This window comes from Pseudomonas sp. GW821-FHT02H09 (assembly GCF_059421425.1).
Genome location: NZ_JBWKVA010000012.1, coordinates 115,022 through 138,136, shown reverse-complemented (window position 1 = coordinate 138,136; position 23,115 = coordinate 115,022). Strand labels below are relative to the sequence as shown.

General features: G+C 60.2%; 18 protein-coding genes. 13 read left to right on the top strand and 5 right to left on the bottom strand.

The genetic code is table 11. The features are described 5' to 3' along the window. Positions 1–65 precede the first annotated feature (65 nt). A complete protein-coding gene (locus AC07VR_RS17775) occupies positions 66–1,013 on the top strand; it encodes a GlxA family transcriptional regulator (protein ID WP_494990632.1) in 948 nt (315 codons plus the stop codon). Positions 1,014–1,021: 8 nt separating this feature from the next. On the opposite strand, the gene AC07VR_RS17770 is transcribed toward AC07VR_RS17775, so the two are convergent. Then, the gene (locus AC07VR_RS17770) at positions 1,022–1,444 is read right to left on the bottom strand and encodes a DUF3010 family protein (RefSeq protein WP_495012003.1); all 423 of its coding nucleotides are present in this window, start codon (positions 1,442–1,444) and stop codon (positions 1,022–1,024) included. A 164-nt stretch (positions 1,445–1,608) separates the two neighbouring features. Continuing rightward, positions 1,609–2,010, bottom strand: coding sequence for a lysozyme inhibitor LprI family protein (locus AC07VR_RS17765; protein WP_495012002.1), 402 nt, complete (start codon positions 2,008–2,010; stop codon positions 1,609–1,611). A gap of 221 nt (positions 2,011–2,231) precedes the next feature. On the opposite strand from AC07VR_RS17765, the gene AC07VR_RS17760 reads away from it, so the two are divergent. From AC07VR_RS17760 to AC07VR_RS17730, 7 genes are all read left to right on the top strand, one after another. Continuing rightward, the gene (locus AC07VR_RS17760; RefSeq protein ID WP_123426508.1) at positions 2,232–3,209 is read left to right on the top strand and encodes a dipeptidase; all 978 of its coding nucleotides are present in this window, start codon (positions 2,232–2,234) and stop codon (positions 3,207–3,209) included. 162 nt (positions 3,210–3,371) lie between these two features. Further along, positions 3,372–3,902, top strand: coding sequence for a DUF5943 domain-containing protein (locus AC07VR_RS17755; protein ID WP_007907543.1), 531 nt, complete (start codon positions 3,372–3,374; stop codon positions 3,900–3,902). 15 nt (positions 3,903–3,917) lie between these two features. Continuing rightward, complete coding sequence (gene dgcA / locus AC07VR_RS17750) at positions 3,918–5,978, top strand: dimethylglycine demethylation protein DgcA (RefSeq protein WP_258698727.1); 2,061 nt, start codon at positions 3,918–3,920, stop codon at positions 5,976–5,978. Positions 5,979–6,150: 172 nt separating this feature from the next. Further along, positions 6,151–8,115 carry a dimethylglycine demethylation protein DgcB gene (gene dgcB / locus AC07VR_RS17745; protein ID WP_495012001.1) on the top strand — a complete coding sequence of 655 codons (1,965 nt, stop codon included), beginning with the start codon at positions 6,151–6,153 and terminating at the stop codon, positions 8,113–8,115. Continuing rightward, positions 8,115–9,335, top strand: coding sequence for an electron transfer flavoprotein subunit alpha (etfA, locus tag AC07VR_RS17740; protein WP_495012000.1), 1,221 nt, complete (start codon positions 8,115–8,117; stop codon positions 9,333–9,335). Before dgcB ends, etfA begins: the two co-directional genes overlap by 1 nt. A 16-nt stretch (positions 9,336–9,351) precedes the next feature. Then, complete coding sequence (gene etfB, locus AC07VR_RS17735) at positions 9,352–10,122, top strand: electron transfer flavoprotein subunit beta (protein ID WP_494990626.1); 771 nt, start codon at positions 9,352–9,354, stop codon at positions 10,120–10,122. Positions 10,123–10,285: 163 nt separating this feature from the next. Beyond that, complete coding sequence (locus tag AC07VR_RS17730; protein ID WP_495011999.1) at positions 10,286–10,852, top strand: GNAT family N-acetyltransferase; 567 nt, start codon at positions 10,286–10,288, stop codon at positions 10,850–10,852. A gap of 990 nt (positions 10,853–11,842) precedes the next feature. Here AC07VR_RS17730 and gbca read toward each other — a convergent pair. Further along, positions 11,843–13,138 carry a glycine betaine monooxygenase oxygenase subunit gene (gene gbca, locus AC07VR_RS17725; protein WP_494990624.1) on the bottom strand — a complete coding sequence of 432 codons (1,296 nt, stop codon included), beginning with the start codon at positions 13,136–13,138 and terminating at the stop codon, positions 11,843–11,845. 438 nt (positions 13,139–13,576) lie between these two features. On the opposite strand from gbca, the gene gbcB reads away from it, so the two are divergent. Next, positions 13,577–14,677, top strand: a complete 1,101-nt coding sequence (gene gbcB, locus AC07VR_RS17720) for a glycine betaine monooxygenase reductase subunit (RefSeq protein WP_494990623.1) — start codon at positions 13,577–13,579, stop codon at positions 14,675–14,677. Positions 14,678–14,858: 181 nt separating this feature from the next. Here the strand turns inward: gbcB and AC07VR_RS17715 are convergent, their stop codons facing one another. Together AC07VR_RS17715 and AC07VR_RS17710 are read right to left on the bottom strand one after the other, a co-directional pair. Beyond that, the gene (locus AC07VR_RS17715; RefSeq protein WP_495011998.1) at positions 14,859–15,392 is read right to left on the bottom strand and encodes an REP-associated tyrosine transposase; all 534 of its coding nucleotides are present in this window, start codon (positions 15,390–15,392) and stop codon (positions 14,859–14,861) included. Positions 15,393–15,639: 247 nt separating this feature from the next. Beyond that, the gene (locus tag AC07VR_RS17710; RefSeq protein WP_495011997.1) at positions 15,640–16,680 is read right to left on the bottom strand and encodes a threonine aldolase family protein; all 1,041 of its coding nucleotides are present in this window, start codon (positions 16,678–16,680) and stop codon (positions 15,640–15,642) included. 433 nt (positions 16,681–17,113) lie between these two features. On the opposite strand from AC07VR_RS17710, the gene glyA reads away from it, so the two are divergent. The 4 genes from glyA to AC07VR_RS17690 are packed head-to-tail and all read left to right on the top strand — an operon-like array spanning position 17,114 to position 22,999. Beyond that, complete coding sequence (gene glyA / locus AC07VR_RS17705; protein ID WP_494990620.1) at positions 17,114–18,367, top strand: serine hydroxymethyltransferase; 1,254 nt, start codon at positions 17,114–17,116, stop codon at positions 18,365–18,367. A 23-nt stretch (positions 18,368–18,390) separates the two neighbouring features. Then, a complete protein-coding gene (locus AC07VR_RS17700) occupies positions 18,391–19,641 on the top strand; it encodes a sarcosine oxidase subunit beta (protein ID WP_489362507.1) in 1,251 nt (416 codons plus the stop codon). A 14-nt stretch (positions 19,642–19,655) separates the two neighbouring features. Beyond that, positions 19,656–19,985, top strand: coding sequence for a sarcosine oxidase subunit delta (locus tag AC07VR_RS17695; RefSeq protein ID WP_494990619.1), 330 nt, complete (start codon positions 19,656–19,658; stop codon positions 19,983–19,985). Further along, positions 19,982–22,999, top strand: a complete 3,018-nt coding sequence (locus AC07VR_RS17690; protein WP_495011996.1) for a sarcosine oxidase subunit alpha — start codon at positions 19,982–19,984, stop codon at positions 22,997–22,999. The genes AC07VR_RS17695 and AC07VR_RS17690 overlap by 4 nt, the downstream gene beginning before the upstream one ends. Positions 23,000–23,115 lie beyond the last annotated feature (116 nt).

The following is a 23,115-nucleotide window of genomic DNA, read 5'->3' as shown; positions in this document are numbered from 1 at the left end:
TCTTGAATGGTGCCTTGAATCGGCGTATCACGGTTCCCACGCTACCCGTCATCCGAGTGCGTTCCATGTCTCAGGATTTCTACTTCTTATTGATGCCGGGTTTTTCGGCGATCGGCTTTATCTCGGCCATCGAACCGTTGCGCGTGGCCAACAGGTTTCGTGGCGAGCTGTACCGCTGGCATGTGCTGAGCGCTGACGGCGGCGCGGTGTTGGCAAGCAATGGCATGTCGGTCAACGCCGATGCGGCGCTGGAGCCATTGAAGAAGGGCGCGACCTTATTGGTGGTGGCCGGTTTCGAACCGCTGAAGTTTGCTACCCCCGTGCTGGAGCATTGGCTGCGCCGACTCGACCACGATGGCGTGACCCTCGGTGCCATCGACACCGGCAGCTTCATACTGGCCGAAGCCGGTTTGCTCGACGGCCACCGTCTGACCCTGCACTGGGAAGCCATCGACGCCTTCAAGGAGTCTTATCCACAGCTGAGCGTGACCCAGGAACTCTTCGAAATAGACCGTCGACGTATCACCTCGGCCGGCGGCACGGCGTCCATCGACCTGATGCTCGACCTGATCGGCCAGGCCCACGGCCCGGAACTGGCGATCCAGGTGTCCGAACAATTCGTACTCGGCCGCATCCGCCCGCGCAAAGACCACCAGCGTATGCAAATCGCCACCCGCTACGGCATCAGCAACAAGAAACTGGTGCATGTGATCGGCGAAATGGAGCAGCACAGCGAGCCGCCATTGAGCACTCTGGATCTGGCCGAATCGATCAAAGTGACGCGCCGTCAGCTGGAGCGACTATTTCGCCTGCACCTCAACGACACACCGAGCAATTTCTATCTGGGTTTGCGGCTGGAGAAGGCCCGACAACTGCTGCGTCAGACCGACATGAGCGTGCTGGAGGTGAGCATTGCCTGCGGGTTTGAGTCGCCGTCGTACTTCACCCGCAGTTATCGCGCGAGGTTTGCGCAGTGTCCGCGCGAAGACCGGCGGCAGAGTGTGAAGGCGTAACAGCGGTATCAGGACGCCCCTTTCGTCAACGCCGAACACGCCGCCTTGAACGCTTCATGCTGATACTTGTTCAGCGTTGCCGGCAGGGCGAAGTCGAACTTCTTGTTCTGCGCATTGATGGTCTGCGGCGAGAGCAGGGTGACTTCGCAGTTTTCCAGTAGCTGGAATACGCCTTCGATCTTGAACGTCGTCGGGCCGCCGGCGAACTCGCCTTTTTTACTGCGCTTTTTGATAGCGACGCGTTCGATGCCGTTGTTGTGGATAAACGCGGCGACCTGTGTGGCGAAGGCTTTGACGTTGACGGCGTCATCGTCGTCTTCGAGGGCGATTTTTTTGGTGGCGATGGCGAGGTGACTCAGCACCTGATTGTCGAGGGAGGCAACGGCGATGATCGCTTCGCTGCCTTTGATTTCGATGCCGCAGATTTTCATGGGGAGACCTGGAGTGCGTTATTTGCGGTGATGGTCGCATACCTTCGAGCATCGAGCGTCGCAAAGGGTCTCACTCGCGACAAGATCGCAAGCCCAAATGAATAACAGACAAGCGGTTGTCTCTTAACCCCGGTCCAGCGTCATAACGGACGCCCAGCGGTCTCTTACTCCTGCCCAACCGACTCCAGAAACTCCGACCGCTCATCGCTCATCCGCGCCACACAGTCGTTGTGGGCAATGGTGTAAGCCTTGCTGCCCGCCGCAGCAGGGAAGGCCTCGACCGCGCAATCGGCGTCGCGCAGCTTCAGCCACTGCTGCTGAGCGGTTTTAAGTTTGTTGGTGATGTCGTTGAGCTGGGTTTTGTTGTTGGCGTAGAGCGCCTGCATGCGCTCGACCAGGTTTTTGTAGTTGTCGTTGAGCAACTGTTCGGCGGTGGTTTTGCTATAGGCCGAGCATTCCACGGTCTGTTGGTCGTTTTCCACTGCGTCGCACGGCGAGGTGTCGGCCTCTTCAGCCGCCTGTACGCCGGTCGCTATCAGTGCCAAAGCCAGGAAGATCGATTTCATTGCGTTGCCCTAAATCCAGTAATGCGACGAATTCTGGCTCAAGCGCAAGGCAAAGAACAGATCGGCTTTGGCCCTGTGTTGAGACCCTTTGTCGCGTATTGACGCTTTCGGCAATTCCCCTGTCGTTTTTGCACCCGGCTGCCACTGCCCTCAGGCATATGCTGACCCCAAAGCGCCGGCAGACGATTCGGCGCATGAATCGCTAACAAGGGGACAGCCTGATGAGCCCAGCCGAATTGCACGCCGACAGCATCGTTATCGACGGGCTGATCATTGCCAAGTGGAACCGCGAGCTGTTTGAAGACATGCGCAAGGGCGGTTTGACCGCGGCCAACTGCACCGTTTCGGTGTGGGAGGGGTTCCAGGCGACCATCAACAACATTGCCGCCAGCCAGAAGCTGATTCGCGAGAACAGCGACCTGGTGATTCCGGTCAAGACCACTGCCGACATCCGTCTCGCCAAAGAACAGGGCAAGACCGGGATCATCTTCGGCTTCCAGAACGCCCATGCGTTTGAAGACCAGATCGGCTACGTCGAGATCTTCAAGCAGCTCGGGGTTGGCGTGGTACAGATGTGCTACAACACCCAGAACCTCGTGGGCACCGGTTGCTACGAGCGTGATGGCGGGTTGTCTGGCTTTGGTCGTGAAATCGTCGCGGAAATGAACCGCGCCGGCATCATGTGCGACCTGTCCCACGTCGGCTCCAAGACGTCCGAAGAAGTCATTCTCGAATCGAAAAAACCGGTTTGCTATTCCCACTGCCTGCCGTCGGGTCTCAAAGAGCACCCGCGCAACAAATCTGACGAAGAACTGAAGTTCATCGCCGATCACGGCGGTTTCGTCGGTGTGACCATGTTCGCGCCGTTCCTGGCCAAAGGCATCGATTCGACCATCGACGACTACGCCGAAGCCATCGAATACACCATGAACATCGTCGGTGAAGACGCGATCGGTATCGGCACCGACTTCACCCAGGGCCATGGCCAGGATTTCTTCGAAATGCTGACCCACGACAAGGGCTACGCCCGTCGTCTGACCAGCTTCGGCAAGATCATCAACCCGCTGGGCATCCGCACCGTGGGCGAGTTCCCGAACCTGACCGAGACACTGCTCAAGCGCGGTCATTCCGAGCGCGTGGTGCGCAAGATCATGGGCGAAAACTGGGTCAACGTCCTCAAAGACGTCTGGGGCGAATAACGCCACTTTCCAACAACAATCGCTGTAGCAGCTGCCGAAGTATGAGGCTGCGTTGCGGTCCGCAGGACCGCCCTCGGGGGCCGCTTCGCCGCCCAACGCAGCCTCGCAGGCTCGGCAGCTGCTACAAATCGCCTCAATACATCGAATTCTGGAGTTTTATTCATGGCCAAAATCGCCCCGCAATTGCCAATCGAAGTCGACAGCGAAACCGGTGTCTGGACCTCTGACGCCCTGCCGATGCTGTATGTGCCGCGTCACTTCTTCGTCAACAACCACATGGGCATCGAGGAAGTGCTGGGCGCTGACGCCTATGCCGAGATCCTCTACAAGGCCGGCTACAAATCCGCCTGGCACTGGTGTGAAAAAGAAGCTGAATGCCACGGCCTGGAAGGCGTTGCGGTGTTCGAGCACTACATGAAGCGCCTGTCGCAACGTGGCTGGGGCCTGTTCAAGATCCAGGACATCGACCTGGACAAAGGCACCGCCAGCGTCAAGCTTGAACACTCGGCGTTCGTCTATGTGTACGGCAAGGTCGGACGCAAGGTCGATTACATGTTCACTGGCTGGTTCGCCGGCGCCATGGACCAGATTCTTCAGGCCCGTGGCAGCTCGATCCGCACTGTGGCCGAACAGGTTTACGGTGGCTCCGAAGAAGGCCACGACGACGGCTTGTTCACCGTCAAGCCGTTGTAAGTCGAGGAACCCGCCATGGCTTTCGAAGCAATGTTTCAACCGATTCAAATCGGCAAACTGACCATCCGCAACCGCGTGCTCAGCACCGCGCATGCTGAGGTCTACGCCACCGACGGCGGCATGACCACCGATCGGTACGTCAAATATTACGAAGAGAAAGCCAAGGGCGGGATCGGCCTGGCGATTTGCGGCGGTTCTTCCAGCGTGGCCATCGACAGCCCGCAAGGCTGGTGGAAATCGGTCAACCTGGCCGACGACCGGATCATTCCGCACTTCCAGAATCTGGCCGACGCCATGCACAAGCATGGCGCCAAGATCATGATCCAGATTACCCACATGGGTCGTCGCTCGCGCTGGGATGGCGAGCATTGGCCGACCCTGCTGTCGCCGTCGGGCATCCGTGAGCCGGTGCACCGTGCGACTTGCAAAACCATCGAGCCGGAAGAAATCTGGCGGGTAATCGGCAACTACGCCAGCGCAGCGGCACGGGCCAAGGCCGGTGGCCTGGACGGTGTTGAACTGTCGGCTGTGCACCAGCACATGATCGACCAGTTCTGGAGCCCGCGGGTCAACAAACGTACCGATGAATGGGGCGGCAGCTTCGAGAACCGCATGCGTTTCGGCCTGGAAGTGATCAAGGCTGTGCGCAAGGAAGTCGGTCCGGACTTCTGTGTCGGCATTCGTATCTGCGGTGACGAATTCCACCCGGATGGTTTGTCCCATGAGGACATGAAGCAGATCGCCAAGTACTACGACGACACCGGCATGATCGACTTCATCGGCGTCGTGGGTTCGGGTTGCGACACCCACAACACCCTGGCCAACGTTATCCCCAACATGAGTTATCCACCGGAGCCGTTCCTGCACCTGGCGGCCGGTATCAAGGAAGTGGTCAAGGCTCCGGTACTGCACGCGCAGAACATCAAGGACCCGAACCAGGCGACGCGTATTCTGGAAGGCGGTTACGTCGACATGGTCGGCATGACCCGCGCTCATATCGCGGACCCGCACCTGATCGCCAAGATCAAGATGGGCCAGGTCGACCAGATCAAACAGTGTGTTGGTGCCAACTACTGCATCGACCGTCAGTACCAGGGCCTGGACGTTTTGTGCATCCAGAACGCCGCGACCTCCCGTGAATACATGGGCGTGCCGCACATCATCGAGAAGTCGACGGGTGTGAAGCGCAAGGTTGTCGTCGTCGGTGCCGGTCCTGCCGGGATGGAAGCTGCACGCGTGTCGGCCGAACGTGGCCACGACGTGACTCTGTTCGAGAAGAAAGAATTCATCGGTGGGCAGATCACTACCGCCTCGAAGGCTCCGCAACGAGACCAGATCGCCGGTATTACCCGTTGGTTCCAGCTGGAACTGGCGCGCTTGAAAGTCGACCTGCGCCTGGGCGTGGCGGCCGATGCAGCGACCATTCTCGATTTGCGTCCGGACGTGGTGGTACTCGCCGTCGGCGGTCATCCATTCCTGGAACAGAACGAACACTGGGGCGCGGCTGAAGGTTTGGTGGTCAGCAGCTGGGACATCCTCGACGGCAAGGTGGCGCCTGGCAAGAACGTGCTGGTCTACGACACCATTTGCGAGTTCACCGGGATGTCGACGGCGGACTTCCTCGCCGACAAGGGCAGCCAGGTCGAAATCGTCACTGACGACATCAAGCCGGGTGTGGCCATCGGCGGTACGTCGTTCCCGACTTACTACCGCAGCATGTACCCGAAAGAAGTGATCATGACCGGGGACATGATGCTGGAGAAGGTCTACCGCGAAGGCGACAAGCTGGTGGCGGTGCTGGAGAACGAATACACCGGCGCCAAAGAGGAGCGGGTGGTCGACCAGGTCGTGGTCGAGAACGGCGTGCGGCCGGACGAAGAAATCTACTACGCGCTGAAGGAAGGCTCGCGCAACAAAGGCCAGATGGACATCGAAGCCCTGTTCGCGATCAAGCCTCAGCCTTCGCTGAGCCAGGCGGGTGACGGCTACTTGCTGTTCCGTATCGGCGACTGCGTAGCCCAGCGCAACACCCACGCGGCGATCTACGACGCGCTGCGGTTGTGCAAGGATTTCTAAGAGCTTGTGGATAACCCTGTAGGAGCGAGCTTGCTCGCGAAGGCGGACTGACATTCAACATTGATGTCGACTGACCCACCGCTTTCGCGAGCAAGCTCGCTCCTACAAGGAGTCGAGCAAGGCATCCAGGTAGTTAGGCCTGCAAGACCTCGAGGTCTTTGGGAGCTCCACCATGTTGAACACCCTTCTTCCTATCCTGTTGTTCGCTGCCCTGGGCCTGGCTGTCCTGGGCGCGCTGCGGCGGGTGGCTATGTGGCGCCAGGGCCGAGCTTCCAGGGTCGACCTGATCGGCGGTCTGTTTGCCATACCCAAGCGCTACATGGTCGATCTGCACCATGTGGTGGCGCGGGACAAATACATCGCCAACACCCACGTCGCCACGGCCGGCGGCTTTGTGCTGGCTGCCGTACTGGCGATTTTGGTTCATGGTTTTGGCCTGCATAACCGCATCCTCGGCTACGCCTTGCTGTTCGCCTCCTTGCTGATGTTCGGCGGGGCGATCTTCGTCTACCTGCGTCGGCGCAACCCGCCGGCGCGGCTGTCGAAAGGCCCGTGGATGCGCCTGCCGAAAAGCCTGATGGCGTTTTCCATCAGCTTCTTCCTTGCGACCTTGCCGGTAGCCGGGATTCTGCCTGCGGACTTCGGCGGCTGGCTGTTGGCCGCCGTGCTCGGTCTGGGCGTGTTGTGGGGCGTGTCGGAAATGTTCCTGGGCATGACCTGGGGCGGGCCGATGAAACACGCCTTCGCCGGCGCCTTGCACCTGGCCTGGCACCGCCGCGCCGAACGCTTTGGGGGTGGTCGTTCCACCGGTTTGAAGCCGTTGGACCTCAACGATCCGAACGCACCGCTAGGCGTGGAAAAACCCAAGGATTTCACCTGGAACCAATTGCTTGGCTTTGACGCCTGCGTGCAGTGCGGTAAATGCGAAGCCGCGTGCCCGGCCTTTGCCGCTGGGCAACCGCTGAACCCGAAAAAACTGATTCAAGACATGGTGGTCGGCCTCGCTGGCGGCACCGACGCCAAATTCGCCGGTAGCCCCTATCCATCCCTTGACGGCAAGGGTAAAGCGATTGGCGAACACGGCGGCAATCCCCATCAACCGATCGTCAACGGTCTGGTGGACGCTGAAACCCTCTGGTCCTGCACCACCTGCCGCGCCTGTGTCGAGGAGTGCCCGATGATGATCGAGCATGTCGACGCCATCGTCGACATGCGTCGTCACCTGACCCTGGAAAAAGGCGCCACGCCGAACAAGGGCGCTGAAGTCCTGGAAAACCTGATCGCCACCGACAACCCTGGCGGTTTCGCCCCGGGCGGACGGATGAACTGGGCGGCGGACTTGAACCTCAGCCTGCTCAGCGAGAAGAAAACCACTGACGTGCTGTTCTGGGTAGGCGACGGTGCTTTCGACATGCGTAACCAGCGCACCTTGCGCGCCTTCGTCAAAGTGCTGAAAGCGGCCAAAGTCGACTTCGCGGTACTCGGCCTGGAAGAACGCGACAGCGGTGACGTGGCCCGGCGTCTTGGTGATGAAGCGACGTTCCAGATGCTGGCCAAACGCAACATTCAGACCTTGGCCAAGTACAGCTTCAAGCGCATCGTCACCTGTGATCCGCACAGTTTTCACGTGCTGAAAAACGAATACGGTGCCTTTGACGGCAACTATGTGGTGCAGCACCACAGCACCTACATGGCAGAAATTATCGATGCCGGCGCGCTCAACCTCGGCCAGCATAAAGGCAGCAGCGTGACCTATCACGATCCTTGCTACCTCGGCCGTTACAACGGCGAATACGAGGCCCCGCGCGAAGTGCTGCGGGCGCTGGGGATCGAGATCAAGGAAATGCAACGCTCCGGTTTCCGCTCGCGCTGCTGCGGCGGCGGTGGCGGTGCGCCGATCACTGACATTCCCGGCAAGCAACGGATCCCCGACATGCGCATGGAAGACATCCGCGAAACCGGCGCCGAGCTGGTGGCCGTGGGTTGTCCACAGTGCACCGCGATGCTTGAAGGCGTGGTCGAACCGCGACCGATGATCAAGGACATCGCCGAGCTGGTAGCTGATGCGTTGCTCGAAGACGCGGCGCCAGGCAAGCCGTCGAAGCCGGCCAAACGTGAACCTGCGGAGGTGCACTGATGAGCGACATTATCCGCCGCGACCCTCGCGCTGAATGGATCGCCCGCAACCGTCTGCACCCGCTGCACGCGGCCATGCAGCCGGTGCAACACAGCTGGATGGGGCCTAACGGCATCATTCGCAAGAATCCCCACGGCATCGGATTCATCGGTCCCAACGGTATCAAACGCATCGATCGCAGCGGCGCCCAACAGGGCGGCGCGGCCAAGCGTACGGCCACGGTTGAAGTGCAATTGCCGCTGCATCAAGTGGCACAACCGGCGTTCTACATCAGCGTCGTGCCGGATATGGTCGGCGGCCGCCTGAGCAGCCACGACCGCGACCTGCTGGGCCTGGCCCATCAGCTGGCGGGCAACGACGGCGCGGTGCTGGTCGTGGTTTTCGGCGAACACAAAGAGAACGCTTTCGCCACGGCTGGCGTCGACCGCTTGCTGGTGCTCGATGGCAGTGAGTTCAGCGGTTATGCACCGGAACAACGAGTCCAGGGCCTGCGGGCTGTGGATAACCAGTTCAACCCGCGGCACTGGCTGCTGCCGGACAGCCGCAGCGGTGGAGGCGAACTGGGCCGGCGCTTTGCTGCCGCCTTGGGTGAACGCCCGGCTACGCGGGTCTGGCAGGTCAAGGGCGAGGAGTGCATCGGCCGCGCCGGTGCTGGCCTGCAGGATCTTGCACGACCAGTGGCGCGCCTGATTCTGGCGGCTGCCGAGTGCGCCGAACCTGTCAGCGAAACCCGTCACGAAGCGTTGCCGGTGGAGTTATCCACAGCGGTCGCTCGCAGCCTGTCGCGTATCGAAGACCTCGGTGCGGTGGCGGTCGATCCGGCGGCGATTCCCATGGCCGAAGCTGAGTTCATTTTCTCGGGCGGCAACGGGGTCAAGGACTGGAATCTTTTCCACAGGGCCGCTGCGGCCCTCGGTGCTACCGAAGGCGCCTCGCGAGTGGCGGTGGACGATGGCTTCATGGCCCGCGACCGTCAGGTCGGCGCCAGCGGCACCTGGGTCACGGCGCGGGTCTATGTCGCGGTGGGAATTTCCGGGGCGATCCAGCACCTGCAAGGCATCGGTGCCTGCGACAAGGTGGTGGCGATCAACCTCGATCCGGGTTGCGACATGATCAAGCGCGCTGACCTGTCGGTGATTGGCGAGAGTGCGGCGATTCTTCAAGCCTTGATCGCGGCGGTAGAGGCTTACCGCAACGAAGCCAAGCGCGATGCGGCTTAAGGGAAGGATTTAGGTTATGAGTACGAATGTGATCAGCCTGGTGTCCATCGGCGCCCACCCGACTTCCGGGCGACCTCGGCGTGCCGAACAGGACGCGCGGGCGGTCGAACTGGGTTTGCAACTGGCTGGGGATAACCTGCAAGTGCTGCATGCCGGCGATATCGCGGAACCGGCACTGCGGGCCTACCTGGGGATGGGGCTGGAGCAGCTGCATGTGCTGGAGCAGCCGCCCGGCGCGGATGCGCTTCCAGCATTGACCGACTATCTGCGCGATGCCGGTGCTCAAGTCGTCCTGACCGGCAGCCAGGCGGAAACCGGTGAAGGCTCGGGCATGTTGCCGTTCCTTCTGGCCGAAAGCCTTGGTTGGCCGCTGGTCGTGGGTCTGGCGCAGGTCGAATCCATCGATGGTAATTCGGCCCTGGTGCTGCAGGCCTTGCCCCGTGGTCAACGTCGGCGGCTGAAAGTCCGCCTGCCGTTTCTCGCGACTGTGGATAACGCCGCGCCGAAACCTCGGCAAAGTGCTTATGGCCCGGCCCGGCGTGGGGTGTTGCAGGCCGATCAGGTGGAGGTGGTCGACGATGAGTTACTCACAATCGCCACGCTGCAACCGGCGAAACCCCGGCCAAAGCGTCTGAAAGTGATCAAGGCCAAAAGCGGCGCTGATCGCATGAAGGCCGCAACGGCCAAGGCCAGCGGCGGCGGTGGACAGGTGCTCAAGGGCGTCAGCGCCCAAGAGGGCGCCGAAGCCATCCTCAAACTGCTGATTGAAGAAGGCGTGGTTCGCTAGTTCCGACTGTGACGCGATGATCGTTTGATCGTTCCCACGCTCCCGCGTGGGAATGCCTCTATGGACGCTCTGCGTCCGCTTCGGCTGTGACGCGGAGCGTCAAGGGCTGCATTTCTTTGCTGCGCGTGGGAACGATCTTGTTAATGTCCTGTGGGGTTGGGTAATGGCAGTTAAATTTCGTTCGGCTCTGCGCTCCGATGCGCGCGAGATTGCTCGCTTGTTTCAGATTTCCTCTGAGGGTTGCTCCGACTATATCTGGAGCAAACTGGCAGCGTCGGGGCAGGATTTACTCGATGTAGGCGCCGCCCGGTACGCCCGTGACGACGTGGATTTCTCTTACCAGAACTGCTTGATTGCGGAGTCCGAGGGCGAAGTCGTCGGCATGATGCACAGCTACACAATGCGCCAAGATCCCGAGGCAGAGCCTGTGACCGATCCGGTCCTGGCGCCCTACGCCGATATGGAAATCCCTGACACGCTCTACATTTCCAGCCTGGCGCTGCACGAGGGCTGGCGTAACCAGGGCCTGGGCAAGCAGTTCCTTGAGCATGCCCATGCGCGAGCCAGCCAGTTGGGTCTCAATGGCCTGAGCCTGATCGACTACGCCGCGAACACCGGCGCCCGGCGTTTCTATGAGCGACACGGCTTTGGCATCGTCAAAACCTGCCAGGTCACTCCTCATCCGATGATTCGGGTCACGGGTGAAGCCTATCTGATGCATCGGCTGTGAGCCGAACGCAAATCCCTGTAGGAGCAGAGCTTGCTCGCGAAGGCGTACTGACATTCACCATCGCTGTCGCCTGATAAACCGCTATCGCGAGCAAGATCGGCTCCTACAGGGATTTTTGGATTTACCCACAATCCCTGTTAGCGCTTCTGTGGATAACATGTTCACCCCTCGCTACACCCTACGCCAATCAAGCCCTGCAACCCTTCGTACAAAAAACAATCAGCCTAACCTGCGGTTTTTTCGAGCTTTTTCCCTGGGATAACTTTGCTTGCATACCAATACTTGCCCCCAATCTCTGTTGGCCTTTCTGTGGATAAGATGTTCGCTGTCCGCTACAGACCATACAAACCGGGCTTATCAGGGCGCTGGTTAAAAAACAACCAAATCACCGATTCAAGCCGATAAACCGCCTGAAAACCCCGATTTATCGCGGTCTTCGGTGGTTTTCCACAGATCCACCCAAGTTGCCCCCAAAGTCTGTTGGCGCTTCTGTGGATAAGGTGTTCGCGGTCCGCTACGAGCCATGCAGGCCGTGGTTTACAGGGCTCTGATTAAAAAACATACAATCGCTGCCGAAAACCCTGCTTTTGGATAAGTCACGGATTTTCTTCGGTTTCTGTGGAGAAACCTTCCGGCCTTTCCACAGTTGTCCCCATTAGCTGTGGGTGGAAGTGTGGATAACTTGTTCGCTGAAGGCTGCACGCCACGTCCCTTATAGGCTGTAACGCAATAGATCATATTTCGTACAGTTCTATAGGGGGGGTGTGGGCGGTGATTTTGCGTTGTCGAAAAAAAAGATCGCAGCCTGCGGCAGCTCCTACAGGGATCGTGTGATTCCGTAGGAGCTGCCGCAGGCTGCGATCTGTTGACCTTTATGATCGTTCCCACGCTCTGCGTGGGAATGCCGCCATGGGCGCTCTGCGTCCGCTCTGGAAGTGACGCAGAGCGTCACGGGATGCAATCCCACGCGGGAGCGTGGGAACGATCATCTTAGCCGTGAACCGGCACGCCCTTGAGGTACGGCGCCGGTTCTGCGCCGAGGTTGTTCAGCAGACGCTCGCTGTACCAATCCACAAAGTTCACCACACCGAACTCGTAGGTCTTGGAGTACGGGCCTGGCTGGTACGCGGTGGAGTTGATCCCGCGCTGGTTCTCTTCGGCCAGACGACGGTCCTCATTGTTGGTGGCATCCCAGACTTCACGCATGCGGTCGACGTCGTAATCCACGCCTTCGACAGCGTCCTTGTGCACCAGCCATTTGGTGGTGACCATGGTTTCCTGCGCGCTGATCGGCCACACGGTGAACACAATGATGTGATCGCCCATGCAGTGGTTCCACGAGTGCGGCAGGTGCAGGATGCGCATCGAGCCCAGATCCGGGTTCTGGATCCGGCCCATGAGTTTCTTGCAGGCTTGCTTGCCGTCCAGGGTCATTGACACGGTGCCCTTGAGCAGTGGCATGCGCACGATGCGGTTACGCAGGCCGAAGCTGGCGTGAGCGTAAGGAATCTTCTCGGCTTCCCAGGCAGCGGCGGAAGCGGCTACGTGGTCCTTGAACGCCTGGTCGGCGCGTGGGTCGGTAACGTCGTCCCATTCCAGCAGGGTTTTCAGCAGTGCCGGGTGCGACGCGTTGCAGTGGTAGCACTCGCGGTTGTTTTCCAGCACCAGTTTCCAGTTGGCCTGTTCCACCAGGGTGGTTTGCACCGCCACCTTGGTGTTCTCCATGTCGTACGGTTCCATGTAATGGTTCAGTGTCGACAGGAAGTCATCAATGGCCGGCGGGTTTTCCGCGAGGCTGATGAAGATGTAGCCACCGGCGGTCTTCACGTTCACCGGCTTTAGGCCGTACTGCTTCATGTCGAAGTCGTCGCCCATCTCGCTGCCGGCGAACAACAGACGACCGTCAAGCTCGTAGGTCCACTGGTGGTAGTGGCAGACCAGTTTGGCAACTTTGCCTTTTTCGCTGGTGCACAGACGCGAACCACGGTGGCGGCAGACGTTATGAAAGGCATGAACCACGCCTTCTGCGCCGCGAATCACGATGATCGGGTTCTTGCCGATTTGCAGGGTCAGGTAGTTGCCCTTGGTCGGGATTTCGCAGGTCATGCCGGCGATCAGCCACTCTTTCTGGAAGATCTCCTGCATGTCGATATCAAATAACCGCTCATCAGAGTAGAACGGCTGTGGCAGCGAGAACGTACGCTCGCGCTCTTGCAGCATCTGCGCGGTGGCCTTGCGTGCGGGTTCCAGTGGATCGCCCAAGCTCAGGGTAGTGGTGACGTCCATCGTTTAAGTCCTCATGGCCATCTGTGTGGCCGGCGAATAGTGGCTGTATGGCCAGTGTAACGGGGTTGTACGGTCAAGTCCGGCGCCTGAAGTCCTGATCCTGCGTTGCCGCTCCTCGCCATAGCGGGCTATGACTCGTCGCGGCGCCTTGGCTCAGAACTTCATGCATCCGGGCTTGCTCCGTACAACCCCGTGACACTGGCCACGGTTGCTACGCAAGGCAGAAAACAGCGTTTATCTGTTGAAGCGAGTGTGGGGCCGGCGCAGGCCAGAACCTTATCCATGGGCGACATGGCCAAATCTGTTCCCGACGCGCAACCCCCAGTGGTTGGGGGCTGGTCGCGATAAGTACGTGAATGTCGTAGATAGGTAAGTGGCCACTGCACGCCTTGAGCAGAATCGGCAACATGAGGCCGACAGTCGGCCGTGGAGATCAGCATGTCCAATAGTTTCCTGAATCCGGTAACAACCCAGACCTGGGCCAATGGTCGGCACATCGTCCGTTGTGTCAAAGTCATCCAGGAAACCTGGGATGTGCGCACCTTCTGCTTTATGGCCGATCAGCCGATTCTGTTCTTCTTCAAGCCCGGGCAGTTCGTCACCCTGGAACTGGAAATCGACGGTGTGCCGATCATGCGCTCCTACACCATTTCCAGTTCGCCTTCGGTGCCGTACAGCTTTTCGGTGACCATCAAGCGCGTTCCGGGCGGCAAGGTGTCCAACTGGCTGCACGACACCCTGCATGAAGGCCAGGAGCTGGCGGTGCACGGCCCGGTCGGGCTGTTCAACGCCATGGATTTCACCGCGCCGAAAGTGCTCTACCTCAGCGGCGGCGTCGGGATCACCCCGGTGATGTCCATGGCCCGTTGGTTCTACGACACCAACGGCAATGTCGACATGGTGTTTATCCACAGCGCCCGCTCGCCCAAAGACATCATCTATCACCGCGAGCTGGAACATATGGCATCGCGGATCGACAACTTCAGCTTGCACCTGATCTGCGAGAAGCATGGCATGGGTGAGCCGTGGGCCGGTTATCGCGGTTACCTGAACCACAAAATGCTCGAGTTGATGGCGCCGGACTTCCTGGAGCGCGAAGTGTTCTGCTGCGGCCCGACGCCGTATATGAACGCGGTCAAGCGCTTGCTGGAAGGCGCTGGCTTCGACATGTCGCGATATCACGAAGAGTCCTTCGGCGCGACCCCGCCGGAAGCGCGCGCTGACGCCGTCGAACACGCCGAACAAGCGGCCGACGCGCCGCCAATCGATGCCGCCGACCTGCACCAGGTGGAATTCACCGCCTCCGGCAAAAGCATTCGCGTCGCACCGGGCGAAACCGTCCACGCAGCCGCCGCCAAACTCGGCCTGCTGATCCCCAAAGCCTGCGGCATGGGCATCTGCGGCACCTGCAAAGTGATGAAACTGGGCGGGGAGGTCGAGATGGAGCACAACGGTGGCATCACCGAAGAAGACGAAGCCGAGGGTTATATCCTCTCGTGCTGCAGCGTGCCGAAAGGGGATGTGCGGATCGAGTTTTAACCCGTTACTCCGGGGGAAGGGACGCAGAGCGTCCCGGGCTGCATTCCCACGCAGAGCGTGGGAATGAGCTCAACGAGCTCACGTGGAGCCCCCCAACCATGGTCGTTCCCACGCTCTGCGTGGGAATGCCTCTGGGGACGCTCTGCGTTCCTGTCTCGCCGCCGTCGTCCGGGAGTACGTTTCAATACCAGCGCTGAATCTCGATAAGCCCTTCCATCCCTGCATAGTTCCGAGCGCTTGAGTACCGCCAGTGCTCTGCCAGATCCACATACCCACGCTTCACCGGGTTGTGATGGATGTAATCCAGTTTTTGACGCATTACCGCTTCGCTATAGACCAACTCGGCGTGAGAACCTTCCTGCCACAGCTGATACACCCGATCGAGCTTATGGGCGCGCTTGCTGAAACGCAGGCGTTGCAGGGCTCGTTCTGCGCCTTTGCTTTGCAGATCGTCGATGATTTGTCGGGCGGTGAAAGATTTGAACTGACTGAGGCATTTGCTCAGGTCCGGAGCTTCGTCAACAAAGTGCAGATGGTTTTCCAGGATGACGTAGCCATACAGCTGTAAGTTCTGATGGGATTGTTGATAGCGCCAGCAATTGAGCAGGTGATCGACAATGTAGGGCCGGATGAACAACGGGAGCCACTCCATGATGGTGCAGGTCAGGAAGTGGGGCTTGTCGGGCTCGGTGATGGTGTAGCGGCTGCGGCCCATGGGTGCATTCCTTTGCTGCGTGGGAATGATCAGGGTGAGCGGGGTTGTGGGGTGGTGCTAGAGGACAGCGCCGCGGAGTTAGTGGGAAATTGCGACGCGCCTCTAATAATCGTTCCCACGCTCTGCGTGGGAATGCAGCCCGTGACGCTCTGCGTCACAACGGTGTCCGGCTCTACGTAGACGGTGAGGCAGGAACGCGGAGCGTCCCGAGAGGCATTCCCACGCGGAGCGTGGGAACGATCATGTGTCAGGCGCTCATCACTTCCCGAATATCCGCCGCCAGTTCTCGTACGCGCTCTACTTCTGTATCCCACGAGCACATGAAGCGGGCGCCGCCTTTGCCTATGAAGGTGTAAAAACGCCAGCTCTTGGCGGTCAGCGCCGCGACGGCCGATTCCGACAGTTGCAGGAACACGCCGTTGGCTTGCACCGGGAACATCAGTTCAACCCCTGGAATGTCGCTCACCAGCTCGCTCAGCAATTGCGCGCAGTAGTTGGCGTGGCGGGCGTGTTTGAGCCAGGCGTCGTTTTCCAGCAGGCCGACCCACGGCGCCGAGAGAAAACGCATTTTCGAAGCCAGTTGCCCGGCCTGTTTGCAGCGGTAGTCGAAGTCTTCAGCGAGTTTCTGGTTGAAGAACAGAATCGCTTCACCCACCGCCATGCCGTTTTTCGTCCCGCCGAAGCACAGCACGTCAACGCCGGCTTTCCAGGTCAGGTCGGCGGGCGAGCAATTGAGGAACGCGCAAGCGTTGGAGAAGCGCGCACCGTCCATGTGCAGATTCAGGCCCAGCTCTTTGCAGGTGGCGCTGATGGCGCGGATTTCTTCCGGGGTGTAGACGCTACCGACTTCGGTCGCCTGGGTCAGGGTCACGACGCGTGGTTTCGGGTAGTGGATGTCCTGGCGCTTGAGGGCGATTTCGCGGATCGATTCCGGGGTCAGTTTGCCGTTTTCGGTGCCTGCGATGAGCAGCTTGGAGCCGTTGGAAAAGAATTCCGGTGCGCCGCATTCGTCGGTTTCGACGTGGGCGGTTTCCGAGCAGATTACGCTGTGGTAACTCTGGCACAACGACGACAGTGCCAGCGAGTTGGCTGCGGTGCCGTTGAAGGCGAAGAACACTTCGCAGTCGGTTTCGAACAGTTTGCGGAAGTCGTCCGAAGCGCGTGCGGTCCACTCATCGTCGCCGTAGGCGCGTTGGTGGCCTTGATTGGCCTGTTCCATGGCCGCCCAGGCTTCAGGGCAGATGCCGGAATAGTTGTCGCTGGCGAATTGTTGGCTCTTATCGGTCATGGCCGGATCCTGTGGTCGATGATGGTGCGCACTTTAACCAGAATCGCAGGAAGCGCACATCTGCTGATTCTGTAGGAATAATTCCCGATGCGCGAGCGGTCCCCTGTAGCAGCTGGCGAAGCCTGCGTCCGGCCGCGAAGCGGTCGTAAAACGCTCAAAACGCGGTCTTGCAGGTAAATCGTGGATACCGGATTTGCGACCGATTCTCGGTCGAACGCAGCCTTCGGCAGCTGCTACGCAAGGCTTGCGTGCATAAACGATCAGCTACCAATGATCCCTGCGCGCCAGTCTATGTCGTAAACGCACCTTTGCGTGGCGTCCATAGGCATTTGGCCTGTCTGCGCCGGTCATACCATCGCATCCAAAGGGCACTGTCCAAGGACAGAGGCCTCACCGAGACGAATGGCGCACCGCCGCCGCTGGGAGAGACGCGATGTTCAGCAAGCAAGACCAAATCCAGGGTTATGACGATGCACTGCTGGCGGCCATGAATGCCGAGGAGCTACGTCAGGAAGATCACATCGAGCTGATCGCGTCGGAGAACTACACCAGCAAACGCGTCATGGAAGCGCAAGGCAGCGGCCTGACCAACAAATACGCTGAAGGCTATCCGGGCAAGCGCTACTACGGCGGTTGCGAGCACGTGGACAAGGTTGAAGCCCTGGCCATCGAACGCGCCAAGCAGCTGTTCGGTGCCGACTACGCCAACGTCCAGCCGCACTCTGGCAGCCAGGCCAACGCAGCGGTGTTCCTTGCCCTGTTGCAGGCCGGCGACACCGTACTGGGCATGAGCCTGGCTCACGGCGGTCACCTGACCCACGGCGCCAAGGTCAGCTTCTCCGGCAAGCTCTATAACGCTGTGCAGTACGGCATCGACACCAACACTGGCTTGATCGATTACGACGAAGTCGAGCGCATGGCGGTCGAGCACAAGCCAAAAATGATCATCGCCGGTTTCTCGGCCTACTCGAAAACCCTGGATTTCCCACGCTTCCGTCAGATCGCGGACAAAGTCGGCGCTTACCTGTTCGTCGACATGGCTCACGTCGCCGGTCTGGTCGCTGCCGGTCTGTACCCGAACCCGCTGCCGTACGCTGACGTGGTCACCACCACCACTCACAAAACCCTGCGCGGTCCACGTGGCGGTCTGATCCTGGCCCGTGCCAACGAAGAGCTGGAAAAGAAACTCAACGCTGCCGTATTCCCTGGTGGTCAGGGCGGCCCGCTGATGCACGTGATCGCCGCTAAAGCGGTGTGCTTCAAGGAAGCGCTGGAGCCTGGCTTCAAGGTTTATCAGCAACAAGTGATCGACAACGCCCAGGCCATGGCCAGCATCTTTATCAAACGCGGCTACGATGTAGTGTCCGGCGGCACCGACAATCACCTGTTCCTGGTCAGCCTGATCCGTCAGGGCCTCACCGGTAAGGAAGCTGACGCCGCTTTGGGTCGCGCTCACATCACCGTGAACAAGAACGCCGTACCGAACGACCCACAGTCGCCGTTCGTCACCTCGGGCCTGCGAATCGGCACCCCGGCGGTCACCACTCGCGGCTTCAAGGTCACTCAGTGCGTCGAGCTGGCCGGCTGGATCTGCGACATTCTCGACAACCTCGGCGATGCCGATGTCGAGGCCGATGTGGCGAAGAATGTGGCAGCCCTGTGCGCGGACTTCCCGGTTTACCGCTGAGAGCAGTTTTGGAGTAAATGACTATGCAACGCTACTCGGGCTTCGGCCTCTTCAAGCACTCCCTCAGCCACCATGAAAACTGGCAGAAGATGTGGCGCACGCCGACCCCGAAAAAGGTCTATGACGTGGTCATCGTCGGCGGTGGCGGGCATGGTCTGGCGACCGCCTACTACCTGGCCAAGGAGCACGGCATCACCAACGTGGCCGTGGTCGAGAAAGGCTGGCTGGGCGGCGGTAACACCGCGCGCAACACCACCATCGTTCGCTCCAACTACCTGTGGGACGAATCGGCGCACCTGTACGAACACGCGATGAAACTCTGGGAAGGCCTGTCCCAGGACCTGAACTACAACGTGATGTTCTCCCAGCGTGGCGTTTACAACCTGTGCCACACCCTGCAGGACATCCGTGATTCCGAGCGTCGGGTCAGCGCCAACCGCCTCAACGGCGTGGACGGCGAACTGCTCGATGCCAAGCAAGTGGCGGACGAGATCCCGTACCTCGACTGCTCGAAAAACACTCGCTACCCGGTGATGGGCGCTACCGTCCAGCGTCGCGGCGGTGTGGCGCGTCACGATGCCGTGGCCTGGGGCTTTGCCCGTGCCGCCGACGCCTTGGGCGTGGACCTGATTCAACAGACCGAAGTGATCGGTTTCCGTAAGGAAAACGGTGTGTGCATCGGTGTGGAAACCAACAAGGGCTTTATCGGCGCCAAGCGCGTCGGTGTGGTCACCGCAGGTAACTCCGGGCACATGGCCAAACTCGCCGGTTTCCGTCTGCCGATCGAATCCCATCCGCTGCAAGCGCTGGTGTCCGAGCCGATCAAGCCGATTATCGACAGCGTGATCATGTCCAACGCCGTACACGGTTACATCAGCCAGTCCGACAAGGGCGACCTGGTGATTGGCGCCGGTATCGATGGCTACAACGGCTACGGCCAGCGTGGTTCGTACCCGGTGATCGAACACACCGTTCAGGCCATCGTCGAGATGTTCCCGGTGTTGTCCCGCGTACGCATGAACCGTCAGTGGGGCGGCATCGTCGACACCACTCCGGACGCTTGCCCGATCATCTCGAAAACCCCGGTTCCGAACATGTTCTTCAACTGCGGTTGGGGTACCGGTGGCTTCAAAGCGACACCTGGCTCGGGCAACGTGTTTGCCGCAAGCCTGGCCAAGGGTGAAATGCACCCGTTGGCCGCTCCATTCTCCATCGACCGTTTCCACAGCGGTGCGTTGATCGATGAACACGGCGCTGCAGCTGTCGCCCACTAACAGGAGAAATCCCTATGTTGCACATCTTCTGTCCTCACTGCGGCGAACTGCGCTCCGAAGAGGAATTCCATGCATCCGGCCAGGCGCACATCCCGCGCCCACTGGACCCGAACGCTTGCACTGACGAGCAGTGGGGCGATTACATGTTCTTCCGTGACAACCCACGCGGGTTGCACCACGAGCTGTGGGATCACGTCGCCGGCTGCCGTCAGTACTTCAACGCCACCCGTGACACCGTGACCTACGAGATTCTCGAAACCTACAAGATCGGCGCCAAGCCGCAATTCACCGGTAAAGCAGACAGTCCGAAAGCGGCCGCGACGGCTCTGGGAGAGAAGGTATGAGCCAGATCAATCGTCTTTCCAACGGCGGCCGGATCGACCGCAATAAAGTCTTGAGCTTCACCTTCAACGGCCAGAGCTACAAAGGCTTCGAAGGCGACACCCTGGCCGCAGCCTTGCTGGCCAACGGTGTGGATATCATCGGTCGCAGCTTCAAATACTCTCGCCCGCGCGGCATCTTCGCCGCCGGTGCCGAAGAGCCGAACGCAGTGCTGCAGATCGGCGCCACTGAAGCCACGCAGATCCCTAACGTGCGCGCCACTCAACAGGCGCTGTACCAGGGCCTGGTCGCCAGCAGCACCAACGGCTGGCCGAGCGTCAACAACGACATGATGGGGATTCTCGGCAAGGTCGGCGGCAAGCTGATGCCGCCGGGCTTCTACTACAAAACCTTCATGTACCCGCAATCGTTCTGGATGACCTACGAGAAATACATTCGTAAGGCCGCAGGTTTAGGCCGTTCGCCGACCGAGAACGATCCGGATACCTACGACTACATGAACCAGCACTGCGACGTGCTGATCGTCGGCGCCGGCCCTGCTGGTCTGGCAGCCGCTCTGGCAGCCGCGCGCAGCGGTGCCCGGGTGATTCTGGCGGACGAACAGGAAGAGTTCGGCGGCAGCCTGCTCGACTCCCGCGAAAGCCTCGACGGCAAACCAGCCGCCGAATGGATCGCCAGCGTCGTCGCTGAACTGAAATCCCTGCCGGACGTGCTGCTGTTGCCGCGCGCCACGGTCAACGGCTACCACGACCATAACTTCCTGACCATTCACGAGCGCCTCACCGATCACCTCGGCGACCGCGCACCGATCGGTCAAGTGCGTCAGCGTATCCACCGGGTCCGCGCCAAGCGTGTGGTGCTGGCGACCGGCGCTCACGAGCGTCCATTGGTCTACGGCAACAATGACGTGCCGGGCAACATGCTGGCCGGCGCAGTCTCGACTTACGTCCGTCGTTATGGCGTAGCGCCGGGCAAGAAACTGGTGCTTTCCACCAACAACGATCACGCCTATCGCGTGGCGCTGGACTGGCTCGATGCCAGCCTGCAAGTGGTGGCCATCGCTGACGCACGGAGCAATCCACGTGGTGCGCTGGTAGAGGAAGCACGGGCCAAAGGCATCCGTATTCTGACCGGCAGCGCAGTGGTCGAAGCTCGTGGCAGCAAACATGTGACCGCGGCTCGCGTTGCGGCCATCGACGTCAAGGCCCACACCGTGACCAGCCCTGGCGAATGGCTGGAGTGCGATCTGGTGGCCAGCTCCGGCGGCTACAGCCCAGTCGTTCACCTCGCTTCGCACCTGGGCGGCAAGCCGATCTGGCGTGAAGACATCCTCGGTTTCGTACCGGGCGAAGCACCGCAAAAACGCGTGTGCGTCGGTGGTGTGAATGGCGTGTACAGCCTTGGCGACACGCTGGCCGATGGTTTTGAAGGTGGCGTGCGCGCTGCCAGCGAAGCCGGGTTCAAAGTGGTCCAGGGCGTGTTGCCAAAAGCCCTGACCCGTCTGGAAGAGCCAACCCTGGCGCTGTACCAGGTGCCTCATGAAAAAGCCACTGCACGGGCGCCGAAGCAATTCGTCGACCTGCAGAACGACGTCACCGCCGCCGCCATCGAACTGGCGACCCGCGAAGGCTTCGAATCGGTCGAGCACGTCAAACGCTACACCGCACTGGGTTTCGGTACCGACCAGGGCAAACTCGGCAACGTCAACGGTCTGGCCATTGCGGCGCGTTCCCTGAACGTGACCATCCCGCAAATGGGCACCACCATGTTCCGTCCGAACTACACGCCGGTGACCTTCGGTGCGGTAGCCGGTCGTCACTGTGGCCATATCTTCGAGCCGGTGCGTTACACCGCCCTGCAAGCCTGGCACGTGAAGAACGGCGCCGAGTTCGAAGACGTCGGTCAATGGAAGCGTCCTTGGTACTTCCCGAAAAACGGCGAAGACCTGCACGCCGCCGTCAAACGCGAATGTAAAGCCGTGCGCGACAGCGTCGGCCTACTCGATGCGTCGACACTGGGCAAAATCGATATCCAGGGCCCGGATGCGCGGGAGTTCCTCAACCGCGTTTACACCAACGCCTGGACCAAGCTCGATGTGGGCAAGGCCCGTTACGGCCTGATGTGCAAAGAAGACGGCATGGTGTTCGACGACGGCGTTACGGCCTGTCTTGCAGACAACCACTTCCTGATGACCACCACCACCGGCGGCGCTGCTCGTGTGCTGCAATGGCTGGAAATCTACCAACAGACCGAATGGCCAGACCTCAAGGTGTACTTCACCTCGGTCACCGACCACTGGGCGACGATGACCCTGTCCGGGCCGAACAGCCGCAAGCTGCTCAGCGAAGTCACCGACATCGATCTGGATCGGGACGGCTTCCCGTTCATGACCTGGAAAGAAGGCCTGGTAGGCGGTGTACCAGCGCGGGTGTTCCGTATTTCGTTCACCGGTGAGCTGTCCTACGAGGTTAACGTGCAGGCCGACTACGCCATGGGCGTACTGGAAAAAATCGTCGAGGCCGGCAAAAAGTACAACCTGACCCCGTACGGCACCGAAACCATGCACGTACTGCGGGCCGAGAAGGGCTTCATCATCGTCGGTCAGGATACCGACAGCTCGATGACCCCGGACGACCTGAACATGGGCTGGTGTGTTGGCCGGACCAAACCGTTCTCCTGGATCGGCTGGCGCGGCATGAACCGGGAAGACTGCGTGCGTGATCAACGCAAACAGTTGGTTGGTCTGAAGCCGATCGACCCGACCAAATGGCTGCCGGAAGGTGCGCAACTGGTGTTCAACACCAAGCAAGCGATTCCGATGAGCATGGTCGGTCATGTGACCTCCAGCTATGCCCACAACTCCCTGGGCTACTCGTTTGCCCTGGCTGTGGTCAAAGGCGGCCTCAAGCGTCTGGGCGAGCGAGTCTTCGCACCTCTGGCCGACGGCAGCGTGATCGAAGCGGAAATCGTTTCTTCGGTGTTCTTCGATCCGAAAGGCGATCGCCAGAACGTGTAAGTCGATCGTTCCCACGCTTCGCGTGGGAATGCATCCCGTGACGCTGCGCGTCACAAGAGCGGACGCAGAGCGTCCATGGCGGCATTCCCACGCAGAGCGTGGGAACGATCAACATA

Bases quoted from the DNA above. Each gene is read 5' to 3' on its own strand.
- AC07VR_RS17715 (WP_495011998.1), bottom strand. From the start codon at position 15,392: ATGGGCCGCAGCCGCTACACCATCACCGAGCCCGACAAGCCCCACTTC.
- gbcB (WP_494990623.1), top strand. From the start codon at position 13,577: ATGTCCAATAGTTTCCTGAATCCGGTAACAACCCAGACCTGGGCCAAT.
- dgcB (WP_495012001.1), top strand. From the start codon at position 6,151: ATGTTGAACACCCTTCTTCCTATCCTGTTGTTCGCTGCCCTGGGCCTG.
- AC07VR_RS17765 (WP_495012002.1), bottom strand. From the start codon at position 2,010: ATGAAATCGATCTTCCTGGCTTTGGCACTGATAGCGACCGGCGTACAG.
- AC07VR_RS17755 (WP_007907543.1), top strand. From the start codon at position 3,372: ATGGCCAAAATCGCCCCGCAATTGCCAATCGAAGTCGACAGCGAAACC.
- AC07VR_RS17690 (WP_495011996.1), top strand. From the start codon at position 19,982: ATGAGCCAGATCAATCGTCTTTCCAACGGCGGCCGGATCGACCGCAAT.
- dgcA (WP_258698727.1), top strand. From the start codon at position 3,918: ATGGCTTTCGAAGCAATGTTTCAACCGATTCAAATCGGCAAACTGACC.
- gbca (WP_494990624.1), bottom strand. From the start codon at position 13,138: ATGGACGTCACCACTACCCTGAGCTTGGGCGATCCACTGGAACCCGCA.
- AC07VR_RS17775 (WP_494990632.1), top strand. From the start codon at position 66: ATGTCTCAGGATTTCTACTTCTTATTGATGCCGGGTTTTTCGGCGATC.
- AC07VR_RS17710 (WP_495011997.1), bottom strand. From the start codon at position 16,680: ATGACCGATAAGAGCCAACAATTCGCCAGCGACAACTATTCCGGCATC.
- AC07VR_RS17770 (WP_495012003.1), bottom strand. From the start codon at position 1,444: ATGAAAATCTGCGGCATCGAAATCAAAGGCAGCGAAGCGATCATCGCC.
- AC07VR_RS17695 (WP_494990619.1), top strand. From the start codon at position 19,656: ATGTTGCACATCTTCTGTCCTCACTGCGGCGAACTGCGCTCCGAAGAG.
- etfB (WP_494990626.1), top strand. From the start codon at position 9,352: ATGAGTACGAATGTGATCAGCCTGGTGTCCATCGGCGCCCACCCGACT.
- AC07VR_RS17760 (WP_123426508.1), top strand. From the start codon at position 2,232: ATGAGCCCAGCCGAATTGCACGCCGACAGCATCGTTATCGACGGGCTG.
- AC07VR_RS17700 (WP_489362507.1), top strand. From the start codon at position 18,391: ATGCAACGCTACTCGGGCTTCGGCCTCTTCAAGCACTCCCTCAGCCAC.
- etfA (WP_495012000.1), top strand. From the start codon at position 8,115: ATGAGCGACATTATCCGCCGCGACCCTCGCGCTGAATGGATCGCCCGC.
- AC07VR_RS17730 (WP_495011999.1), top strand. From the start codon at position 10,286: ATGGCAGTTAAATTTCGTTCGGCTCTGCGCTCCGATGCGCGCGAGATT.
- glyA (WP_494990620.1), top strand. From the start codon at position 17,114: ATGTTCAGCAAGCAAGACCAAATCCAGGGTTATGACGATGCACTGCTG.